At 58.0% G+C, this 18430-nt stretch carries 14 protein-coding genes; 13 read left to right on the forward strand and 1 reads right to left on the reverse strand.

Going from position 1 to position 18430, the window contains the following annotated elements; all coding sequences use genetic code 11:
• The 8 genes from BG52_RS00205 to BG52_RS00240 all read left to right on the forward strand — a co-directional run.
• Positions 1–1057: substrate-binding domain-containing protein (locus BG52_RS00205; RefSeq protein ID WP_144340686.1), on the forward strand; the 1057-nt coding region annotated here is incomplete at its 5' end.
• A gap of 134 nt (positions 1058–1191) precedes the next feature.
• Positions 1192–2358, forward strand: a complete 1167-nt coding sequence (locus tag BG52_RS00210; RefSeq protein ID WP_036586033.1) for a levoglucosan dehydrogenase — start codon at positions 1192–1194, stop codon at positions 2356–2358.
• Positions 2359–2428: 70 nt separating this feature from the next.
• Positions 2429–3922: a sugar ABC transporter ATP-binding protein gene (locus tag BG52_RS00215; protein ID WP_036586031.1), complete on the forward strand. Its 1494-nt coding sequence runs from the start codon at positions 2429–2431 to the stop codon at positions 3920–3922.
• The gene (locus tag BG52_RS00220) at positions 3903–4889 is read left to right on the forward strand and encodes an ABC transporter permease (protein WP_051587593.1); all 987 of its coding nucleotides are present in this window, start codon (positions 3903–3905) and stop codon (positions 4887–4889) included. The genes BG52_RS00215 and BG52_RS00220 overlap by 20 nt, the downstream gene beginning before the upstream one ends.
• 20 nt (positions 4890–4909) lie before the next feature.
• A complete protein-coding gene (locus BG52_RS00225; RefSeq protein WP_051602265.1) occupies positions 4910–6082 on the forward strand; it encodes a Gfo/Idh/MocA family protein in 1173 nt (390 codons plus the stop codon).
• Positions 6083–6097: 15 nt separating this feature from the next.
• Positions 6098–6403 (forward strand): hypothetical protein, encoded by a 306-nt coding sequence (locus BG52_RS00230; RefSeq protein ID WP_036586029.1) that lies wholly within the window; start codon positions 6098–6100, stop codon positions 6401–6403.
• A 65-nt stretch (positions 6404–6468) separates the two neighbouring features.
• Positions 6469–7674 carry an ROK family transcriptional regulator gene (locus BG52_RS00235; RefSeq protein WP_223298878.1) on the forward strand — a complete coding sequence of 402 codons (1206 nt, stop codon included), beginning with the start codon at positions 6469–6471 and terminating at the stop codon, positions 7672–7674.
• A 223-nt stretch (positions 7675–7897) separates the two neighbouring features.
• A complete protein-coding gene (locus BG52_RS00240; protein ID WP_036586027.1) occupies positions 7898–9238 on the forward strand; it encodes an MATE family efflux transporter in 1341 nt (446 codons plus the stop codon).
• 450 nt (positions 9239–9688) lie between these two features.
• Here the strand turns inward: BG52_RS00240 and BG52_RS00245 are convergent, their stop codons facing one another.
• A complete protein-coding gene (locus BG52_RS00245; RefSeq protein WP_036586099.1) occupies positions 9689–11125 on the reverse strand; it encodes a SpoVR family protein in 1437 nt (478 codons plus the stop codon).
• A 233-nt stretch (positions 11126–11358) separates the two neighbouring features.
• Here BG52_RS00245 and hflK point away from each other — a divergent pair, with 233 nt between their 5' ends.
• The 5 genes from hflK (at position 11359) to BG52_RS00270 (ending at position 18428) form a co-directional block, all read left to right on the forward strand.
• Positions 11359–12396 (forward strand): FtsH protease activity modulator HflK, encoded by a 1038-nt coding sequence (gene hflK, locus BG52_RS00250; RefSeq protein WP_051587696.1) that lies wholly within the window; start codon positions 11359–11361, stop codon positions 12394–12396.
• Positions 12393–13262 carry a protease modulator HflC gene (gene hflC, locus BG52_RS00255; protein ID WP_036586025.1) on the forward strand — a complete coding sequence of 290 codons (870 nt, stop codon included), beginning with the start codon at positions 12393–12395 and terminating at the stop codon, positions 13260–13262. Before hflK ends, hflC begins: the two co-directional genes overlap by 4 nt.
• 313 nt (positions 13263–13575) lie before the next feature.
• A complete protein-coding gene (locus tag BG52_RS00260) occupies positions 13576–14799 on the forward strand; it encodes an MFS transporter (RefSeq protein ID WP_051587697.1) in 1224 nt (407 codons plus the stop codon).
• Between the two features lie 160 nt (positions 14800–14959).
• Positions 14960–17947: a formate dehydrogenase subunit alpha gene (gene fdhF / locus BG52_RS00265; RefSeq protein WP_036666523.1), complete on the forward strand. Its 2988-nt coding sequence runs from the start codon at positions 14960–14962 to the stop codon at positions 17945–17947.
• The gene (locus BG52_RS00270) at positions 17922–18428 is read left to right on the forward strand and encodes a helical membrane plugin domain-containing protein (protein ID WP_036666526.1); all 507 of its coding nucleotides are present in this window, start codon (positions 17922–17924) and stop codon (positions 18426–18428) included. Before fdhF ends, BG52_RS00270 begins: the two co-directional genes overlap by 26 nt.
• The last annotated feature ends 2 nt before the right edge of the window (positions 18429–18430 follow it).

Consider the following 18430-nt stretch of genomic DNA (forward strand, 5'->3'; position numbering starts at 1 on the left):
CGATGCCGGCGCTGCGGCGGACGGACCGATCACGATCAACCAGTCGCTGCCGGATAAAGAAATTCTGAGCAAAGGTCCGGACGGAGAAAGCGCCGTTTCCGCCAAAACGCTGAAGCTGACGCCAGAAGAGCTGGCCAAGATTAAGGAAGGCAACTACAAAGCCGCGATCTCCATGCACTACGCGGGCAATGACTGGTCAACCGCCCAGCTCAAAGGGCTGAAGGACACGTTTGCGAAAATGAACATCGAGGTCATCGCGACGACGGACGCGAACTTCAAATCCGAGACACAGGTATCCGACATCGAAACGATCCTGTCGCAGAAGCCGAATGTGATCGTCAGCATTCCGGTTGACCCGGTCTCGACTGCCGAGGCGTTCAGGAAAGCGGCTGCGCAAGGCGTGAAGCTGGTATTTATGGACAACAAGCCGAGCGGTCTTCAGGCAGGCCAGGATTATGTCAGCGTCGTATCCGCCGACAACTACGGCAACGGCGTGGAAGCGGCCAACATCATGGCGAAGGCGATCGGCGAAGAAGGCGAGATCGGGATGATTTTCCACGATGCGGATTTCTTCGTAACAAAGCAGCGCACGGATGCTTTTGAAAAGACGATCACGGAGAAGTATCCGAACATCAAGCTGGTGGAACGCGGCGGCATCACCGGCCCGAACGATGGCGAGAAGGTAGCTTCCGCGATGCTGACCAAAAATCCGAACCTGAAAGGCATCTTCGTCGTATGGGACGTTCCGGCGGAAGGCGCGCTGGCGGCAGCCCGCTCGGCCGGCCGCGACGACCTCGTCATCACGACGATCGACCTCGGCACCAACGTCGCGCTCGATATCGCATCCGGCGGCATGATCAAGGGCCTCGGCGCCCAGCTTCCTTACGACCAAGGGGTTGCCGAAGCGATTCTGGCGGGATACTCGCTGCTCGGCAAGGAAGCGCCTCCTTATGTAGCGGTTCCGGCTCTGGCGGTCACGAAGGACAATATTCTCGATGCATGGAAAACGGTGTACCAGGCCGATGCGCCGAAAACGATTCAAGACGCGGCGAAGTAATTTGACGCGCGGGGCGGCTTGCACAGGGCCCCTCGTCTAACAACCGAAGCTGCGGCCGGTGCTGAAGGTTCCGGCCGCAGCCCAAGGTTCAGGGCAGAAGAACTTCAACTCATATATAGAGGAGAGAAAATGGAATGCGTACATTAAAAGTGGCAATGATCGGCGGAGGGTTCATGGGGAAGGCTCACTCGCTTGCCTATGCGGGCATGCCGATGTTTTTCTGGCCGGCGCCGGCCATTCCGGTTCGTCAAACCGTGGTCGACATCAACGATGCGCTGGCCAAGGAAGCGGCGGACCGTTACGGCTTCGCCAACTACTCATCCGACTGGCGGCGGGTCATCGAGGATCCGGAAATCGACATCATCGATATCGTGACTCCGAACAACACGCACGCCGAAATCGCAATTGCCGCAGCGCAAGCGGGCAAGCATATCATCTCCGAGAAGCCGCTCGCGCGCACGACCGAGGAAGCAAAGCAGATGCTGGAGGCGGTCAACAAAGCGGGCGTCAAGCATATGGTCGCTTTTAACTACCGTCGGACGCCAGCCGTTACGCTGGCCAAGAAGTATATCGAAGAAGGCGCGATCGGCAACATTCTGAATTTCCGCGGCACCTATTTGCAGGATTGGTCGGCAGACCCGAATTCGCCGCTGTCGTGGCGTTTTCGCAAGGACATTGCGGGCTCGGGCACGCTCGGCGATATCGCGACGCATGTGATCGATTTTGCCCGCTATCTGGTCGGCGAGATTACCGAGGTTATGGGAACGTCGAACACCTGGATCAAAGAGCGTCCCGTGCAATCGGGCGGAGCCGACAAGCTTGGCGCCGTGAAGGCGGCCGGAGACGTGCAGAAGCAGACGGTTGACGTTGACGATGAAATCAGCACGCTGGTTCGTTTCGAGAACGGCGCGGTGGGCAGCATTGAAGCGACCCGCAACGCCTGGGGCCGAAACAACTTCCTGACGTTTGAAATACATGGCGACAAAGGCTCCTTATCCTTTAATTATGAGCGGCGCGATGAGCTGCAGGTCTGTTTCTCGAACGATCCGGACGACAGACGGGGCTTCCGCACGATCTATACCGGTCCCGCGCATCCAAACGGCGGCGCACTGTGGCCGATCCCGGCGCTTGGCATCGGCTACGGGGAGACGAAGATCATCGAAGCGCATGATTTCATCGCATCGATCGTGGACGACACGGAGGTGTCGCCGAACTTCTATGACGGTTACCGGATTTCTGTCATTTCCGACGCAATTCTGGAATCGGCCGCCAGCGGCAAATGGGTGAGAACCGGGGTGTAACCGGACGGAAATTAAAGCGGGGATCGGAGCGCCCGACGCTGCGATCCCATCTTGCAAAGGGGTACTTGCGATGGAAACGCCAATATTGGAAATGCGCGATATCTCCAAATCGTTCAACGGCATCAAGGTGCTCGACAACGTCGGCTTTGAGCTGCGGAAAGGAGAGGTGCACGCCTTGATGGGCGGCAACGGCGCAGGCAAATCGACCTTGATGAAAATTTTGACGGGCGTGTACAGCCTGGATTCCGGAAAGATTGTGATCGACGGCGCCGAAGCGCAGATCAGGGCGCCCAAGGACGCCGAAAAGCACGGCGTCTCGATGATTTTTCAGGAGTTCAGTCTCGTGCCCTCCTTGACCGTGGCGCAGAACATTTTTCTGGAAAGAGAACCGCGGACAAAGCTGGGCATGATCGACGACAAGGCATGCGTGCGCCGCACCCGGCAGCTGCTGGAGGAGCTGGACGTCGATATCAAGCCGGACGATCTGGTAGCGGATCTGGGCGTGGGCTACTGGCAAATGACCGAAATCGCCAAAGCGCTGTCGAAGGAAACGAAGCTGCTCATTATGGATGAACCTTCTTCATCGCTGACGAAAAGGGAGACCGAAATTTTATTCGATTTCATCGGCCGCCTGAAGCGGAAGGGGATTTCAATCATCTATATATCGCACCGGATGGAGGAAATTTTTCAGATTTGCGATCGGATCACGATTATGGGGGACGGCAAGCACATCGTCACCGCCGCTGTGAACGAGCTGGATATGGATAGCGTAATCCGGCATATCGCAGGCAAAAATCTGGACAAGTTCGAGTGGAAGGAACGGAACGGGATCGCCAAGGAGGACGTCATTCTTGAGGTCCGGGGACTCCAAACGAACAACCGGGTAAACGGCGTCGACTTCGAGCTGCACCAGGGCGAGATTCTCGGCATAGCGGGCTTGATGGGCAGCGGGCGGACCGAGACGATGCGGGCGCTGTTCGGCATCGATCCGATTATCGAAGGCGAGGTGCATATCAGGGGCCGGCAAGCGTCGATACGGTCGCCGCAGGACGCGATCGGTTATGGATTAGCGCTGGTGCCGGAGGACAGAAGGGTCCAGGGACTTGTGCTGGAGCATGAAGTGAGGGACAATATTCTGCTGCCTTCGATCTCCAAGGTGACGAGCGTGCTCGTCAACGATAAGAAAGGCGACCGGGTAGCCGAAGAATGGGTCGCGAAGCTGAACATCAAGACGGATTCGATCTATAAGGAATCCAGACTGCTGTCGGGCGGCAATCAGCAGAAAATCGTATTCGCCAAATGGCTGGCCAACAATCCGGACATCATCATGCTGGATGAGCCGACGATCGGAATCGATATTCGGGCGAAAACGGAAATCATCGAGATGGTCCGAAGCTTGGCCGACGAGGGTAAAAGCATCCTGCTCGTCTCCTCGGAGATGACCGAGCTTCTGGCAGTCAGCGACCGTATTCTCGTGTTTCACGACGGGAAAGCGGTTAAGCAATTCATGCGCAAGGACATTAGTTCGGAGGAGGAGCTGCAGCATGCTATCCAAGGCTTCTAGCGGAAACGGAGTGACCGGCGGAGCTTCCGCTGTCAGACCGTTTAATTGGAGACAATACATCGTTTACATCGCATTTGTCGGCGTGCTGATCTATTTCTCGGCCACGCTGAGCGACGACGGCTTTCTGTCGACAAACAATATGCTCAACATCATTCGCCAGACCGCCATCATTTCTATCATGGGCGTCGCGATGACCTTCGTCATCAGCGCCGCCGAAATCGATTTGTCGGTCGGCTCGATCGCGGCGCTGTCGTCGTTGACGTCCGCTATGGCGCTGGAGTCCGGCTTCGGCATTCTCGGGGCGATCGTGGCCGGCATCGGTACAGGGCTTATCATCGGCTTGATTAACGGACTGCTGGTAACCAAGGTGCTGATTCCGTCGTTTCTCGTTACTTTAGGCATGATGGGCATAGCGAAAGGGCTCGCCATGTGGATTACCGGCACCGCTCCCGTACCGATCATCGACAAAACCTATGTGTTTATATTCGGATCCGGCGAAATCGGCAGCATTCCGGTTATGTTTTTCTGGACGCTTACGGCTGCAGTGGTTGGCCACATCGTGTTGAAGAAGACCGCATTCGGCAGACGGACGCTTGCAACCGGAGGCAATCAAAGCGCGGCACGGTTCTCGGGCGTCAATGTGAGCAGGACGAAGCTCTATGTCATGCTGGGGTCGGGGATGATGGCCGGGCTCGCGGGCATGCTGTACGCCGGCCGGATGCATTCCGGACGCTACACCTTCGGCGAAGGAGACGAGCTGTCCGTCATTGCGGCGGTCATTCTGGGCGGTACGAGTCTGTTCGGCGGCGTCGGCACGGTCATCGGCACGGTCATCGGCGCGCTGATGATCGGCACGATCAATAACGGCCTGATCATTATGGGCCTTGATGTGAGCCAGCAAATGATCGTGAAAGGGCTGATCATTATACTGGCGGTCGCTTTCGGACGCAAAGCGATCAACAAGTAATCGGAAAGGACGGGACGTATATGCGGAAAATACGGGCAGCGATAATGGGGGCCGGCTTTATCGGCAAGGCGCATATCGAAGCCATCAGACGTCTCGGATTCGTAGACATCGTGGCCGTTGTGCAGCAGGGCCAGAGCAGGGCGGAGGAGCTCGCCGCCGAACTGCATATTCCGAAAGCGTACGGCAATTATCTGGATATGCTCCAGGATGAAGAGATCGACGTCGTCCACAACTGCACCCCCAACCATTTGCATTATGAAACGAACAAGCAGGTGCTGCTTCACGGCAAGCATCTGCTCTCTGAGAAGCCGCTGACGCTGACAAGCGAAGAGGCGAGAGAACTGTACCGGCTGGCAGAGCAGAAAGAACGGGTCACCGGCGTCCATTTCAATTACCGGCAGTTTCCGATGGTGCAGCATTTGCGGGGGATGGTCCTGGACGGCGAGCTGGGCGATATTCGGGTCGTCCGAGGTCACTATTTGCAGGATTGGCTGCTCTACGAGACGGATTATAATTGGCGGATCGAGCCCGAATATGGGGGAGCGGCCCGCGCGATCGGCGATATCGGCTCGCACCTGTACGACTTGGGCCAATATGTGTCGGGCCTGCGTGTTTCGGAGGTGTTGACTGACATGTCGACGGTGATTCCGACGCGCTACAAACCTCTTAAGGGGGCGTCAACCTTCGGCGGCGGCGAAGATCGCGGAGAGCCGGTGGCCATTCGCACGGAGGATTATTGCTCAATACTGGTCAAATTCGAGGGCGGGGCGCACGGTGTGTTTACGGTGTCCCAAGTATCGGCAGGCAACAAGAACGCGCTGGAGCTGACGCTGGACGGATCGTTCGCTTCCGGGAACTGGAAACAGGAGGAGCCGTTCCGGCTGCTTGTCGGCTACCGGGATAAACCTGGGCAGACGGTCAGACGGGATCCGAGCCAGCTCAAGAAGGAGGCGCTTCCTTATGTCCACTATCCGGGCGGGCATGAGGAAGGCTGGACCGACAGCCTGAAAAATATGATGCAGCAATTCTACGAAGCGGTGCGGGACGGTCGGAAGCCTGCGGATTCCGTCGCTTCGTTCAAGGATGGCTATGAGATCATGCTGATTATCGATGCGGTTCTGCAAAGCGCGCGTTCCGGAACCTGGGAGAAGGTAGAGCCTGCCGGGGCCGCCGACCGAAACGCCATTCTGTAGAGCGAGGGTGCCGATATGTCGGATAAGCGTCGTCCGTTCACCATCAAGCTTCATTGCGTGGACGCCGCTATGGAGGACGTGGCCGAACGACTTGAAAACAATTCGCTGCTTCTGCAGCGGTTGAAGCTCTCGCAATCGGCGCTCGGGGAATCAATCGGCCATGTGAGCGCGGTGTCGCCGGAGTCCTCGGCGGTTTCCGAGGAGGTCGCGTCGCAAAGCGCAGCACAACTGGCCGTCAGCAGTCATTTGGTGGAGCTGTCGGAGCGGCTGCGGCAGCTGTCCGATGAGCTTAATGCGTCGCTGTCCCGGTTTCATTACTAGCGTCCGGCGGCTTCCACGGGATTGTTGTCAGTAATCATGAAAGTGGTGAATGCAACGTGCTCTCCATGACCGCACACCTATTGCAGCTTATTCGCAGAGCAGACTGTCCGTTGTCCAAAACGGCGCTCGCCGACAAGTCGGGCCTGTCGTTGTCGGCGGTTTCCGATCATGTGGAGCGTCTCCTGACCGAAAAATTAATCAAGGTAGCGAACGTCGGCAAATCCAGCGGAGGGCGAAAGCCGCGGCTGTATACCTTGAACAGGCACGCCGGTAACGTCGTTGCGATCGAACTCGGCACGTCCAGCGTGCGGGTCGCCCTTTGCGATTTCGATTGCAGCATCATTTGCCATGACCGGGCGGCCGTCGATCTGGCGGAAGGCCCCGAGAATGTGTTGAAGCGGGTGCTCGCGCTGACCGGCAAGCTGATGAGCGGGCACGGCATCCGCAAGGAAACCGTCATGGGCATCGGCATCGGGATCCCGAGTCCGGTCGAGTTCATTTCCGGGCTTCCTGTTTCGCCGCCGATCATGCCCGGTTGGGACCGTTATCCGATCCGGGAGTTCTGGGCGAAGCATTTCAATTGTCCGTGTTACGTCGATAACGATGTGAATGTGATGGCGCTCGGAGAGCATGCCAAAGGACTAAGCTTTGAAGTGGATAATATGATCTATGTGAAAATCGGCACCGGCATCGGCGCCGGCGTCATTTGCGACGGAAGCCTGTATCGCGGGGCGAGCGGCAGCGCCGGGGACATCGGCCATTTCGATGTCGGCGCGGATGTGCTCTGCTGGTGCGGCAACACCGGCTGCCTTGAGGCGACGGCCGGAGGCAAGGCGATCGCGGGCAAGGCCAGGGAGCTCGCGGTCACGGGGCGGAGCCGGTTTCTGCAGACTGTGCTGCAGGAGAAAGGCGAGCTGAGCCTGAAGGATATTCGGGCGGGTATCGAGCAACTTGACCCCTTGTGCACGGAGCTCATCCGGGAGAGCGGCGAATGGGTCGGAAGGGTCATAGCGTCGCTCGTCAATTTCTCCAATCCGTCCCTGGTTGTAATCGGCGGGGGCGTGGCGGAATTCGGCGACGTTTTTCTCGCTTCCGTCCGGCAAGGCATTTACCGGCGCTCGCTGCCGCTGGCGACCCGCCATCTGCAAATCAACAAATCGATTCTGGGCAAAATGTCGGGCCTGATCGGCTGCGCCTTCATGACGGTCGACCAGCTCATTCTGGGCAGTACGGACAACAAGCCGGAGACGTTTTTGACTTCGAGTCGTTGAACTTCAATGGCACCCCGGGTTCTCTTTGAAAAGCGGAAGCGATTTCCGCTTTTTTCGGTGGGGCGAGCCTGACTTTGCACCCGTTAGATCACAAAAAAACCGCTTATTTCGTCGGCTGCCTGATCCCGAAGATTACGACAAGATAACGGCCTGTGCTCTTGACTTTATTTGTTGTCTCTCATAGAATGTAAGAGACTATATAGAGAGAAGAGGCTGTGCCACCGTGTTCAATAACTGGAAGACAATTATGCTGCTCGCCATCCCCTCTCTTGTTTCTTTCGCCACAATGACGGTCACCGGCACCATAAGCCTGATCATGGTCGGGGGACTCGGCATGACGATCATTGCGGTCGTCGGCGTCAGCAACATTATCATGTACAATGCGTTTGCGATTTTCTCCGGCATCGGCCATACGGTCAATTATCTGGTGGCCCAAAACTACGGCGCGGGCGACATGAAGAAGGGCATAGAACGGACGTATCTCGCTTTCTATCTCTGCTTGGTGTTCGCGGGCGTCACGGCCTCGGCAGGTTGGCTGTTTGCGACCGATATTTTGCGCTTGACCGGCGTATCCGCCGCAGGCGTCGAGGCGGGCGCCGGTTATTTGCAGCTTCGGTTTTATGCCATGTCGTTCGGGATCGTCTCTTTCGCGTTTCACGGGTTTCTGCGCGGGATCGGGGCTACGCGGATGTCGATGTACATCTCGCTCATCGGCAGCGGCACCATGATTTTTCTGACGTATGCGCTTACGTTCGGCAAGCTGGGGTTCCCTGAGCTCGGCTTGTTCGGGGCAGGCTTGGCCGTTTTGGCAGGAGAGGCTCTGCAGGTGCTCGTGTGCGTGTTCGTTTTTTATTTTATGTTGAATCGGCAGTTCGAGACCCGTCGTCCCGTCCCTTTGAACGGTTCGGAGCTGAAGCTGCTCGCCAAGGAAAGCGGCAAGCTGGGCGTGCAGGAGTTTTCGCTCAGCCTGTCGATGTATATCTTCACGGTGTTCGTGGCGAGCCTCGGCGATGAAGCGCTGGCGGCGAATGAGGTGGCGCTGAATGTCATGTCGTTCGGCTTTATGCCGGCTTTCGCTTTCGGGGCGACAGCGACGATCCTGGTCGGCCAATACATCGGCTCGGGCAATCCATATGCGGGCCGGCGCGCAGGCACCGATACCGCGATCCTCGGAACGATTTTTCTGATTCTGCTCGGCACCGTCGAGCTGTTCTTCGCGGAGCCGATCGCGCGCCTGTACGCGCCTCATGATCCGGCGGTGTACGAGACGGCCGCCTACCTGATCCAGGTTTCGGCTTATCTGCAAATTTTCGACGGGCTGCTCAATTTCTATGCCGGCGGCCTGCGGGGAATCGGCGACACGACTTTCCTGCTGAGAGTGTCGTTCGCCGTCAGTTGGGGGCTGTTCGTGCCGCTGGCCTACTTATTTATCTATGTGCTGGATATGGGGAGCCTCGGCGCCTGGTTGTCCTTGTATTCGTTCCTCACGGTGTTCGGGCTTGCGGTTATGGTGAGGTTCTACCGGACGGATTGGATGGCGGTGCGCGCGAAAGAGGCGCATTGATCGGTGCGGAAGATCGACCGAGTGCGGTGAATCTTGTTCTGCTGTTCGGTTTTTTGGGCAAGACTTTGATGTATATTATCTTCCGGAACCGTTAGCTCCAATTAAAGTTAAGAAAGAAAACGATAAATACATGTACTATAGACTGGACGGGTTCGGGGAAGTAGGCAATTGGTTTGAGTTTGGGATACCTGAGGTCCAGCAGGTATAGATTATCCGAACCGTTAGGCAACCCAACGAAAGTGAAAAAATAACTGCCGAAGCGATTCGCTTCGGCGGTTGTGTTGACCGGATATGCCGGCATTCGGCGCGGCGACCTGTGTCCGCTAAATATGCAGCTGCTCCTCGTCGGCCCTGCGTTCTCTTTCGAAGCTCATCCGCCTGACCGCCTTCCTGCTTTTCAATACCTGCAACGAATGAGGGCGAAACACAGGCGGCCGATGGCGGCCGGGCTCAGATGAATTTGCGGCTGATTTTCTTGCCATCGCAGCTGAATACGATCGGTTTATCCTCGACCACCGTCTGCAGGTGGACGTTCTTGCCCCATAGCCGGACGACGTAGGGCATCGTCCGCTCCACGTATTTCAGGTCGAGCTCGACTCCCTCGTAGCGATGGGTAAGGTACAACTCGCCGGTCCGGTTGTGATCGCCGTCGGTCACTTCGATGCAAGGGAAGCCGCCGTTCACGCGCGATACGACCAGCTGATCGCGGATGCTTTCCCAGGCCTTGTCGGTAATTTTCCACTCCGGCCCTTTTTTCTCGAACACGTACAGATCCAGGTCGCCAACGAGCCTCTTCGTGAGATAATTGCGCAGGAACGAGATGTCGGAGTCGAACTCGCGAACCTCGAATATTTTCTCCCGGCCTTTGCCCGGCTCGCGCCCGAACCGCCGGCGTTCCTCCTCGGTCGGCTCATCCCAGCGCTTCTCGATGTCCTCGAAAATTTTCAGCCCCAAATAATACGGATTCAGGCTGTGGCGTGACGGCTGCACGACGGCGGAATTGAGCTTGGCGAATTCGATCGTTTCCTCGCTCGTCAAATCCAGCTCGCGGATGATGCGCTGATGCCAGTACGAAGCCCAGCCCTCGTTCATGATTTTCGTCTCGATCTGCGGCCAGAAGTACAGCATTTCATCTCGTAGCATGGACATGATGTCGCGCTGCCAGTCCTGAAGCGCGGTCGAATATTCCTCGATGAACCAGACGACATCCTTCTCCGGCTGCGGCGGAAAATGCTTTCCCTGCTCGCCTTCCCTTTTCCCGCCGGCGGCAGCCGGATTCGTATCCGGGTCCAGCTCCCACAGGTCGGCGTAAGGCGCGCGCGGTTCCGGCGCTTCGGCGCGTTCCTTGTCCTGCTTGCGCAGCAGGTCGATATAACGGCTTTTGTCGAGCTGATACGGCTTCACGATCGTCTGATCGACATGCTCCTGGATGGCGAGCACCGCGTCGATGAACGATTCCACCGCATCCGCTCCGTGCTTGATCTCGTAGCCGGCGACCCGTTCCGCCGTGGCGGACATGCTCTCCACCATGTTGCGGTTGGAGGCGCGGAAGCGGGCGTTGTTTTTGAAAAAATCGCAATGGGCGAGGACATGCGCCACAATGAGCTTGTTCTGGATCAGCGAGTTGCCGTCCAGCAGAAAAGCGTAGCATGGATTCGAGTTGATGACGAGCTCGTAAATTTTGCTGAGCCCGAAATCGTACTGCATCTTCATGCGATGGAATGTTTTGCCGAAGCTCCAGTGGCTGAACCGGGTCGGCATGCCGTAGGCGCCGAAGGTGTAAATGATGTCCGCCGGGCAAACCTCGTAGCGCATCGGGTAGAAATCGAGCCCAAACCCCTTGGCGATCTCGGTGACATCGTCGATCGACCGTTCCAATTGCTTCATCTCGTCTGCATTCACGCGCGTTTCCTCCTTCTATACCTACATCCCTGTGTCCCAACTCTCGGCCTCGCAGCCGAAAAAACCGTTTCATACTCATCGTATGATCGCGGGGCAAGCGGTATGACGGCACGCTTTTTCGAAACGCTTCTCCGCCGTTCATCGTATGAAGGAGAGCAACCGAAAGTATAAATAGAACGATGCTGGAGACAAATGCCAGGAGAGGGGCCAGGACGCATATGGATGTCTATCAAGGCGGTAAAACGGGCAACACGCACAGGGTGCCCCAGCTGCCGAAAAATTTGTGGCGGAACGCGGTAATCGGTGCCGCGGTATTGATCGCAGTGTGGATCGGCTCGACCGTGTTCTATACGGTACAGGAGCAGGAACAGGCTGCGATTCTTACATTTGGCAAATATACGGCGACGCAGGAAAGCTCCGGCCTGCATTTCAAGCTGCCGTATCCGGTGCAGCGGGTCGTGAAGGTGCCGGCCAACCTGACGCAAAAAATCCAGATCGGATACCGGGAGGACGATCGCGGACAGGTGACGCCGGTGGAGGAAGAGGCGCTTATGATTACCGGCGATGAGAATATCGTTTCCGCCGATGCGGTCGTCGAGTGGAAAATATCGAACGTGCGCGATTATTTGTACAATATCGAGGATCCCGAGCTGTTTATGCGCAACTCGGCCAGCGCAGCGATCCGCTCGGTTATGGGCTCGACGAAGCTCGATTTTGCGATTACCGAAGGGAAAACGGTCATCCAGACCGAGGTGAAGACGAAGCTCGAGGAGATCCAGACGCGTTACCAGACAGGCATCCAAATCATCGACCTGAAATTCCAGGACATCGAGCCGCCGGAGGGCCAGGTTCAGCAAGCGTTCAAGGAAGTGACGAATGCGCGCGAGGAGAAAAATACGAAGATCAATCAGGCGCAGAAATATGTCAACGACCGGCTGCCGAAGGCGCGCGGCGAAGCGCAGGCGCTGATCGAGAATGCGGAGGCCGAGAAAAAATCGCGTATTCTGAATGCCGAAGGCGATGTGGCCAAATTTAATGCGGTTTACAACGAATACGTGAAAAATCCGGCGGTCACCGCTGACCGGCTCATTCTGGAAACGCTCGAGCGGGTGCTGCCGAACGCCAAGCTGATCGTGACCGACGGCAGCGGAGATACGGTCAATTATTTGCCGCTGGACAGTTTTCTCAGAAACCCGGCCGGCGCTAAAGCGGGCGCTTCCGGACAGCCGGGCGCAGAGGGGGGCGCGACGCGATGACGAGAAATAAATGGATCGCAGCGGCGGCAGGCATGCTGCTCTTGATCACTGTGCTGACCGGCTCGATATTTATCGTGAACGAGGGCGAGTATAAGATTGTGCTGCAGTTCGGCGAAGCGACACGTATTCACGAGGAACCGGGCATCCGCTTCAAGATCCCGTTCATCGAGTCGGTGCAGTCCCTGCCGAAATACCAGAAGGTATACGACAGCCAGCCGACGACGATTCTGACGAAAGACAAGAAGCCGATCATCGTCGACAATTACTCCGTGTGGCGCATCAGCGATCCGCAGCGTTTTCTCCGTTCGCTGCAAACCGTCTCAACGGCGGAAGGGCGGATCGGGGATGCGATCTACAACGCGGTGCGCCGCAAGCTTTCCGAGACGGACTACGGAAGCATCATCAGCGAAAATACGGCGCGCGGGGATATTAACGTCGAAATTACGAGCATTGTCGCCGAAGTGGCGGAGCGGCAAAATTACGGTATCGAGATCATTGACGTGCGGATCAAGAAAACCGATCTGCCAGAGGAGAACAAGCAAAGCGTCTATAACCGGATGATCTCCGACCGCCAGTCGATCGCCGCCGGCTATCTTTCCGAAGGAGACGAGCAGTCGCGCAAGGTTACCTCCAATGCGGACCGGCAGGCGCAGGAGCTGATCGCCCAGGCCGAGGCCGATTCGAAAAAGATTATCGCCGAAGGCGAGCAGGAGGCCGCGCGCATCTATAATGAAGCGTACGGCAAGGATCCGGAATTCTATAAACTGTACCGGACACTGGACAGCTATGTGACGACGTTCCGCGGCGAGCCTGTCATCATGCTGCCGATCGACTCCGAGTATACGCGCATACTGTTAGGCAAGTGATAAGATAGCTGCAGCAAGCTGCAAAAAGGGGCCTTCGCGAAGCGGACCGATCCGCTTCGCGGGGGTTCCTTTTTATCTGTTATTTTACCATAAAATATAGTAAAATTATAGAAAAAGGGATTAACCGCACCGTCGGGGAAGGGGCTGCAATAGAACGAATGCGCATCGAGTGGTCCTCCGGCTGGAGGGCTCACTTTTTGTGCGTATTGGTAAAATTTTCTCTTGCGCTGGCGGGGCAACCGTGGGATTCTACAACTAGAGCTTGCCGCCGGGCGAACGTCAACGGCTGCCAATCGGAGGACTAGAGACATTCATGATAAATCCGCGATCGTTTATTCAGCAGCTTAAAGTGCAGATGGGTCCGCAGGCGTGGCATAATTTCCGCTTCGACGCCTGGGCGGCGATGACGTTCAGCGTGTTCAACGTTGTGTTTAACCAATTTTACATTCCGATGGCGCTGCGGGCCGGAGCGACGAATTTGCAGGTCGGCCTGCTGGCTGCTGCCCCGGCGATCGGCCTGCTGTTCTCGCCCGTGTGGGCGTCGTGGATCGAGCGGACAAGTCCCAAGCCGTTCGTCATCATCCCGAATCTGATCGGCCGGATACTGATCATTCTCCCCGCCTTCTTCGGGGCGCCGATCGTGTTCGTTGCCGTGGCGCTGCTGTTCCATTTGCTGATGGGCATTCAGGCACCGGCGTATCCGGCCTTGATCACCCGCATTTATCCGCCGCATCTGCGCGGCAGGCTGATGGGCAATGTGCGCGTCGCCATGGGCGCGCTCATGATCCCGCTCGCTTATCTGATCGGCCGCTGGATGGACTACTCGGGAGCGGCCGGCCCGCTGCTGGCCGCCTCGGCGACCGGTGTTCTGTCTATACTGTTTCTGATGGGCGTGCGGGAATCGGGGGTCGGACCGGCGCGTCCGGTCGCCGTTAAGCGGGCGTCGCTCAAGGATCAGTTCGGGCTGGTCAGGCAAAACCGCGAGCTGGCTTTTTTTCTGGTAGCGACCACCTTGTCAGGCTTCGCTAACCTATTCTCGCAACCGCTTTATAATATGATTCAGGTCGAATATTTGTCGCTGAGCAATGCGCAGCTCGGCTATGCGCGCGCAACTTACTTCGGCTGCCTGCTACTCGCCTATCTGACGGTCGGCTGGGTGATCGACCGGATTTCCGCGAAGAAAAGCATCGTCTACGGCCTGCTCGCGTATTCGCTTGTGCCGCTGCTGTACGGGCTGTTCGGAAATTACGCCTCCGTGCTGGCCGGCAGCGGCATTCAGGGCATCGGGGATGCGATCTGGGATATCGGCATCATGGCGTACCTGTTCCGGCTGGCGCCGGGCCGCGAGGCCGTCGTGTTCGGCCTGCATATGATGCTGTTCGGCGTCCGCGGTACGATCGGCCCGCTGCTGAGCACTTCGCTGCTGGCGCAGGACATCCCGATGACCGGACTGCTCATCGGCGCATCGCTGTTTTCGTGGGCGGGCGTCGCCGTGTTTCTGCTGCTGGCCGCGAGGGAACGGGCTGCGGCGGCGTGAGGCGCAGGCCGGCGCTGTTGGCGCGGAAGAGATAAGCCTTGAAGCGCGCTCTGGGATGGTCGTATGGATTTGCCTCAGTTGGTAACACTATTGCCTGAATGTCAAGCTATGCTATACGATCCAGATTCCGAACCAGAGACGACAAGGTGGTGGTGCCAGCATGAACCAGCAAACGGAGCAAGCGTTCACGTTCCGCATCGACGATGGGGAATATACGGCGACGCCGGGACAAAGCATTTTGCAGGCGGCCCAAACGCATCAACATTACCTGCCTTACGTCTGCTATCATCCGAATCTCGGCGCCATTCAATCGTGCGATACATGCATGGTCGAGGTGGACGGCGAGCTGAAAAGGGCGTGCGCGACCGAGGCCCGGCCCGGGATGGCCGTCAACAGCGTGTCGGCGAGAGCCAAGGAAGCGCAGATGGAAGCGATGCAGCGGTTGCTGGAAAATCATGAGCTGTACTGCACCGTTTGCGACAACAACAACGGCAACTGCACGCTCCATAATACTGCCGAGCATCTGCAGGTGCAGCATCAGAAATACGCGTTCAAGCCGAAGCCTTACCCTCCGGACAATACGAATCCGTTCTACCGCTACGAGCCGGATCAATGCATCCTGTGCGGGCGCTGCGTGGAGGCTTGCCAGGATGTACAGGTCAATGAAACGCTGACGATCGACTGGAGCCTGGACCGCCCGCGGGTGCTGTGGGATAACGGCAAGCCGATCGACGAATCGTCGTGCGTCTCGTGCGGCCACTGCGTCAATGTGTGCCCGTGCAACGCGCTGATGGAGAAGTCGATGCTTGGCGAAGCGGGCTTCCTGACCGGCATTCCGAACGATCTCCTGCTGCCGATGATCAACCTGACCAAGGAGGTCGAGCCGGGTTATCAGGAAATTTTTGCGATTTCCGAGGTCGAGGCGGCGATGCGGCAGGCGCGGATTGAGCGGACCAAAACGGTATGTACATACTGCGGTGTAGGATGCAGCTTCGAGGTATGGACCAAAGACCGCCAGATTCTTCGCATCCAGCCGACCTCGCAGGCTCCAGTGAACGGCATCTCGACCTGCATTAAAGGAAAATTCGGCTGGGACTTTGTCAACAGCGAGGAGCGGCTGACGAAGCCGCTGATCCGCCAGGGCGACCGGTTCGTGGAAGCGACGTGGGAAGAGGCGCTGACGCTGATCGCGAGCCGGCTGAAGGAGATCAAGGATATGCACGGGCCGAATTCGATCGGCTACATCTCGTCGTCGAAGTGCAGCAACGAGGAAAATTATGTTTTCCAGAAGTTTGCGCGTGCCGTGATGGGCAGCAACAACGTGGACAACTGCTCGCGTTACTGCCAATCGCCGGCGACGGCCGGGCTGATGCGGACGGTCGGCATCGGCGGCGATTCGGGCACGATACGCGATATTGCGGCCGCCGAGCTGGTCATGGTTGTGGGCGCGAACCCGGCGGAATCCCACCCCGTGCTGGCAACGCGTGTCAAGCGCGCGCACAAGCTTCACGGCCAGAAGCTGATCGTCGTCGACCTGCGCAAGCATGAGCTCGGCCGGCGGGCGGATGTGTTTCTGCGGCCGAAGCCGGGCACGGATCTGATCTGGGTCTCCGCCGTGACGAAGTACATTCTTGACCAGGGCTGGGAGGACCGGGAGTTCCTGAACGGCCGGGTCAACGGCGTGCGCGAGTATGAAGCGTCGCTGGATAAATATACGCTGGCATACGCCGAGGAAAAAACGGGGCTGTCGCAGAACGAACTGATTCGCATCGCGACGATGATTCACGAGGCCCAAAGCGTGTGCATCCTGTGGGCGATGGGCGTGACCCAGCATATGGGGGCGACGGATACGAGTACGGCGATCTCCAACCTGCTGCTGATGACCGGCAACTACGGGCGGCCCGGTACCGGCGCCTATCCGCTGCGCGGGCACAACAACGTGCAGGGCGCGTGCGATTTCGGCACGATGCCGGCCTGGTTCCCGGGCTACGAGGCGGTGCAGGACGAGAAGATTCGCGCCAAATATGAGAAGGCGTGGGGAGTCAGCCTGCCGCCCGATCCCGGGTACAACAACCATCAGATGATCGAAGGCATTCATAAGGGCGAGCTGAAGGCGATGTACCTGTTCGGAGAAGAAATGGCCTTGGTCGATTCCAACGCGAACCATGTGCACGAGGCGTTCAACAAGCTCGATTTCTTCGTCGTGCAGGATATTTTCTTTACGAAAACCGCCCAGTTCGCCGACGTCGTTCTGCCGGCGGCGCCAAGTCTGGAGAAGGACGGCACGTTCGTCAATACGGAGCGGCGCATCCAGCGGTTCTATAAAGTATTCGAGCCGCTCGGCGATTCCAGGCCGGACTGGATGATCATTCAGGACGTTGCGAACCGGCTGGGCGCCGGGTGGAACTATACGCATCCGAGCGAGATTATGGCGGAAGCGGCCAGTCTTGCCGTCGTGTTTGCGGGCGTGAGCTACGAGCGGTTGGATAACTGGAACAGCTTGGTCTGGCCGGTGCTGGAGAACGGGCAGGATACGCCGCTGCTGTTCACCGAGAAGTTCGGCTTCCCGGACGGGAAGGCCAAGCTGATTCCGGTGGACTGGACGCCGCCGTTCGAGCCGGGTCCCGAATACGACCTGCATCTGAACAACGGGCGGCTGCTGGAGCATTTTCACGAGGGCAATATGACTTACCGCTCGAAGGGGATCACGAAAAAAGTTCCGAGCGAGTGGCTGGAGGTATCGCCGGAGCTGGCACGGGAGCGGGGGATCAGCAGCGGCGCGCGGGTCCGGCTGATGTCCCCGTACGGACAAGTGGAGGTTCGCGTCGAGGTGACGGATCGGGTGTGGGGCAACGAGCTGTATCTGACGATGAACTCTCCCGATGTCGATTCAGCCGTGAACATGCTGACGAGCAGCTACCATGACCGGATTACCCATACGCCGGCGTACAAGGAAATGAACGTGAAGATGGAGGTGCTGGAGCCGAAGGGAGACAGCCCGCTGCCGCGGGAAAATCATCGCTTCGGCAACCCGGTGCCGCAAATCGGCGTGAGGGTCGAGGACAAGTGGAAGCGGCCGGATTATATTCCGATCCCGGATATCGTGACAGGAGGCGAGGCCGTTGGCCGAAGCGATCACCCGCATTGACAGACAGACGCAGAATGCGGCGGAGGAACAGGTCCAGGCGATGGACCGGCTGCTCCAGGCGACCGCCGGCGGGAGCGAGCCTTTGCTGAAAGGGCTCGATATCCTGAATGAGCTCGACCGGCTGGGCGTGCTGGATGCGATGCGCGCGATGCTGAAACAGAGCGGCCAGATTACGGCGATCGGGCTGGAGCAGATGAACAAGCCGGGCGCGCACCGCATCATCAAGAACGCGATGGGCGCGCTCCAGTTTCTCAGCAGCCTGGACCCGGCGAAGCTGGCGGTGCTGATGAACGGCCTGACCGCCGGCATCGACAGCGCGACAGCGGCCGGGACGGTTGGGGAAGCCGGAAGGCAGGAGCGCGGGGGCGGCGGATTGTGGAGCATCGTGAAAAGCATGCGGGGGCCGGACGTGATGGCCTCTCTGTCCCTGATGGTCCGGTTCCTGCAGGGCATGGGCCGGAGTCTCAACAAATCCCGCTAATG

The sequence above is a fragment of the Paenibacillus darwinianus genome, from assembly GCF_000598065.1.
Taxonomy (GTDB): Bacteria; Bacillota; Bacilli; order Paenibacillales; family Paenibacillaceae; genus Paenibacillus_I; species Paenibacillus_I darwinianus.

Coding starts and splice junctions, on each gene's coding strand:
- BG52_RS00210 (WP_036586033.1), top strand. CDS start 1,192: ATGCGTACATTAAAAGTGGCAATGATCGGCGGAGGGTTCATGGGGAAG.
- BG52_RS00215 (WP_036586031.1), top strand. CDS start 2,429: ATGGAAACGCCAATATTGGAAATGCGCGATATCTCCAAATCGTTCAAC.
- BG52_RS00220 (WP_051587593.1), top strand. CDS start 3,903: ATGCTATCCAAGGCTTCTAGCGGAAACGGAGTGACCGGCGGAGCTTCC.
- BG52_RS00225 (WP_051602265.1), top strand. CDS start 4,910: ATGCGGAAAATACGGGCAGCGATAATGGGGGCCGGCTTTATCGGCAAG.
- BG52_RS00230 (WP_036586029.1), top strand. CDS start 6,098: ATGTCGGATAAGCGTCGTCCGTTCACCATCAAGCTTCATTGCGTGGAC.
- BG52_RS00235 (WP_223298878.1), top strand. CDS start 6,469: ATGACCGCACACCTATTGCAGCTTATTCGCAGAGCAGACTGTCCGTTG.
- BG52_RS00245 (WP_036586099.1), bottom strand. CDS start 11,125: ATGAAGCAATTGGAACGGTCGATCGACGATGTCACCGAGATCGCCAAG.
- hflK (WP_051587696.1), top strand. CDS start 11,359: ATGGATGTCTATCAAGGCGGTAAAACGGGCAACACGCACAGGGTGCCC.
- hflC (WP_036586025.1), top strand. CDS start 12,393: ATGACGAGAAATAAATGGATCGCAGCGGCGGCAGGCATGCTGCTCTTG.
- BG52_RS00260 (WP_051587697.1), top strand. CDS start 13,576: ATGATAAATCCGCGATCGTTTATTCAGCAGCTTAAAGTGCAGATGGGT.
- fdhF (WP_036666523.1), top strand. CDS start 14,960: ATGAACCAGCAAACGGAGCAAGCGTTCACGTTCCGCATCGACGATGGG.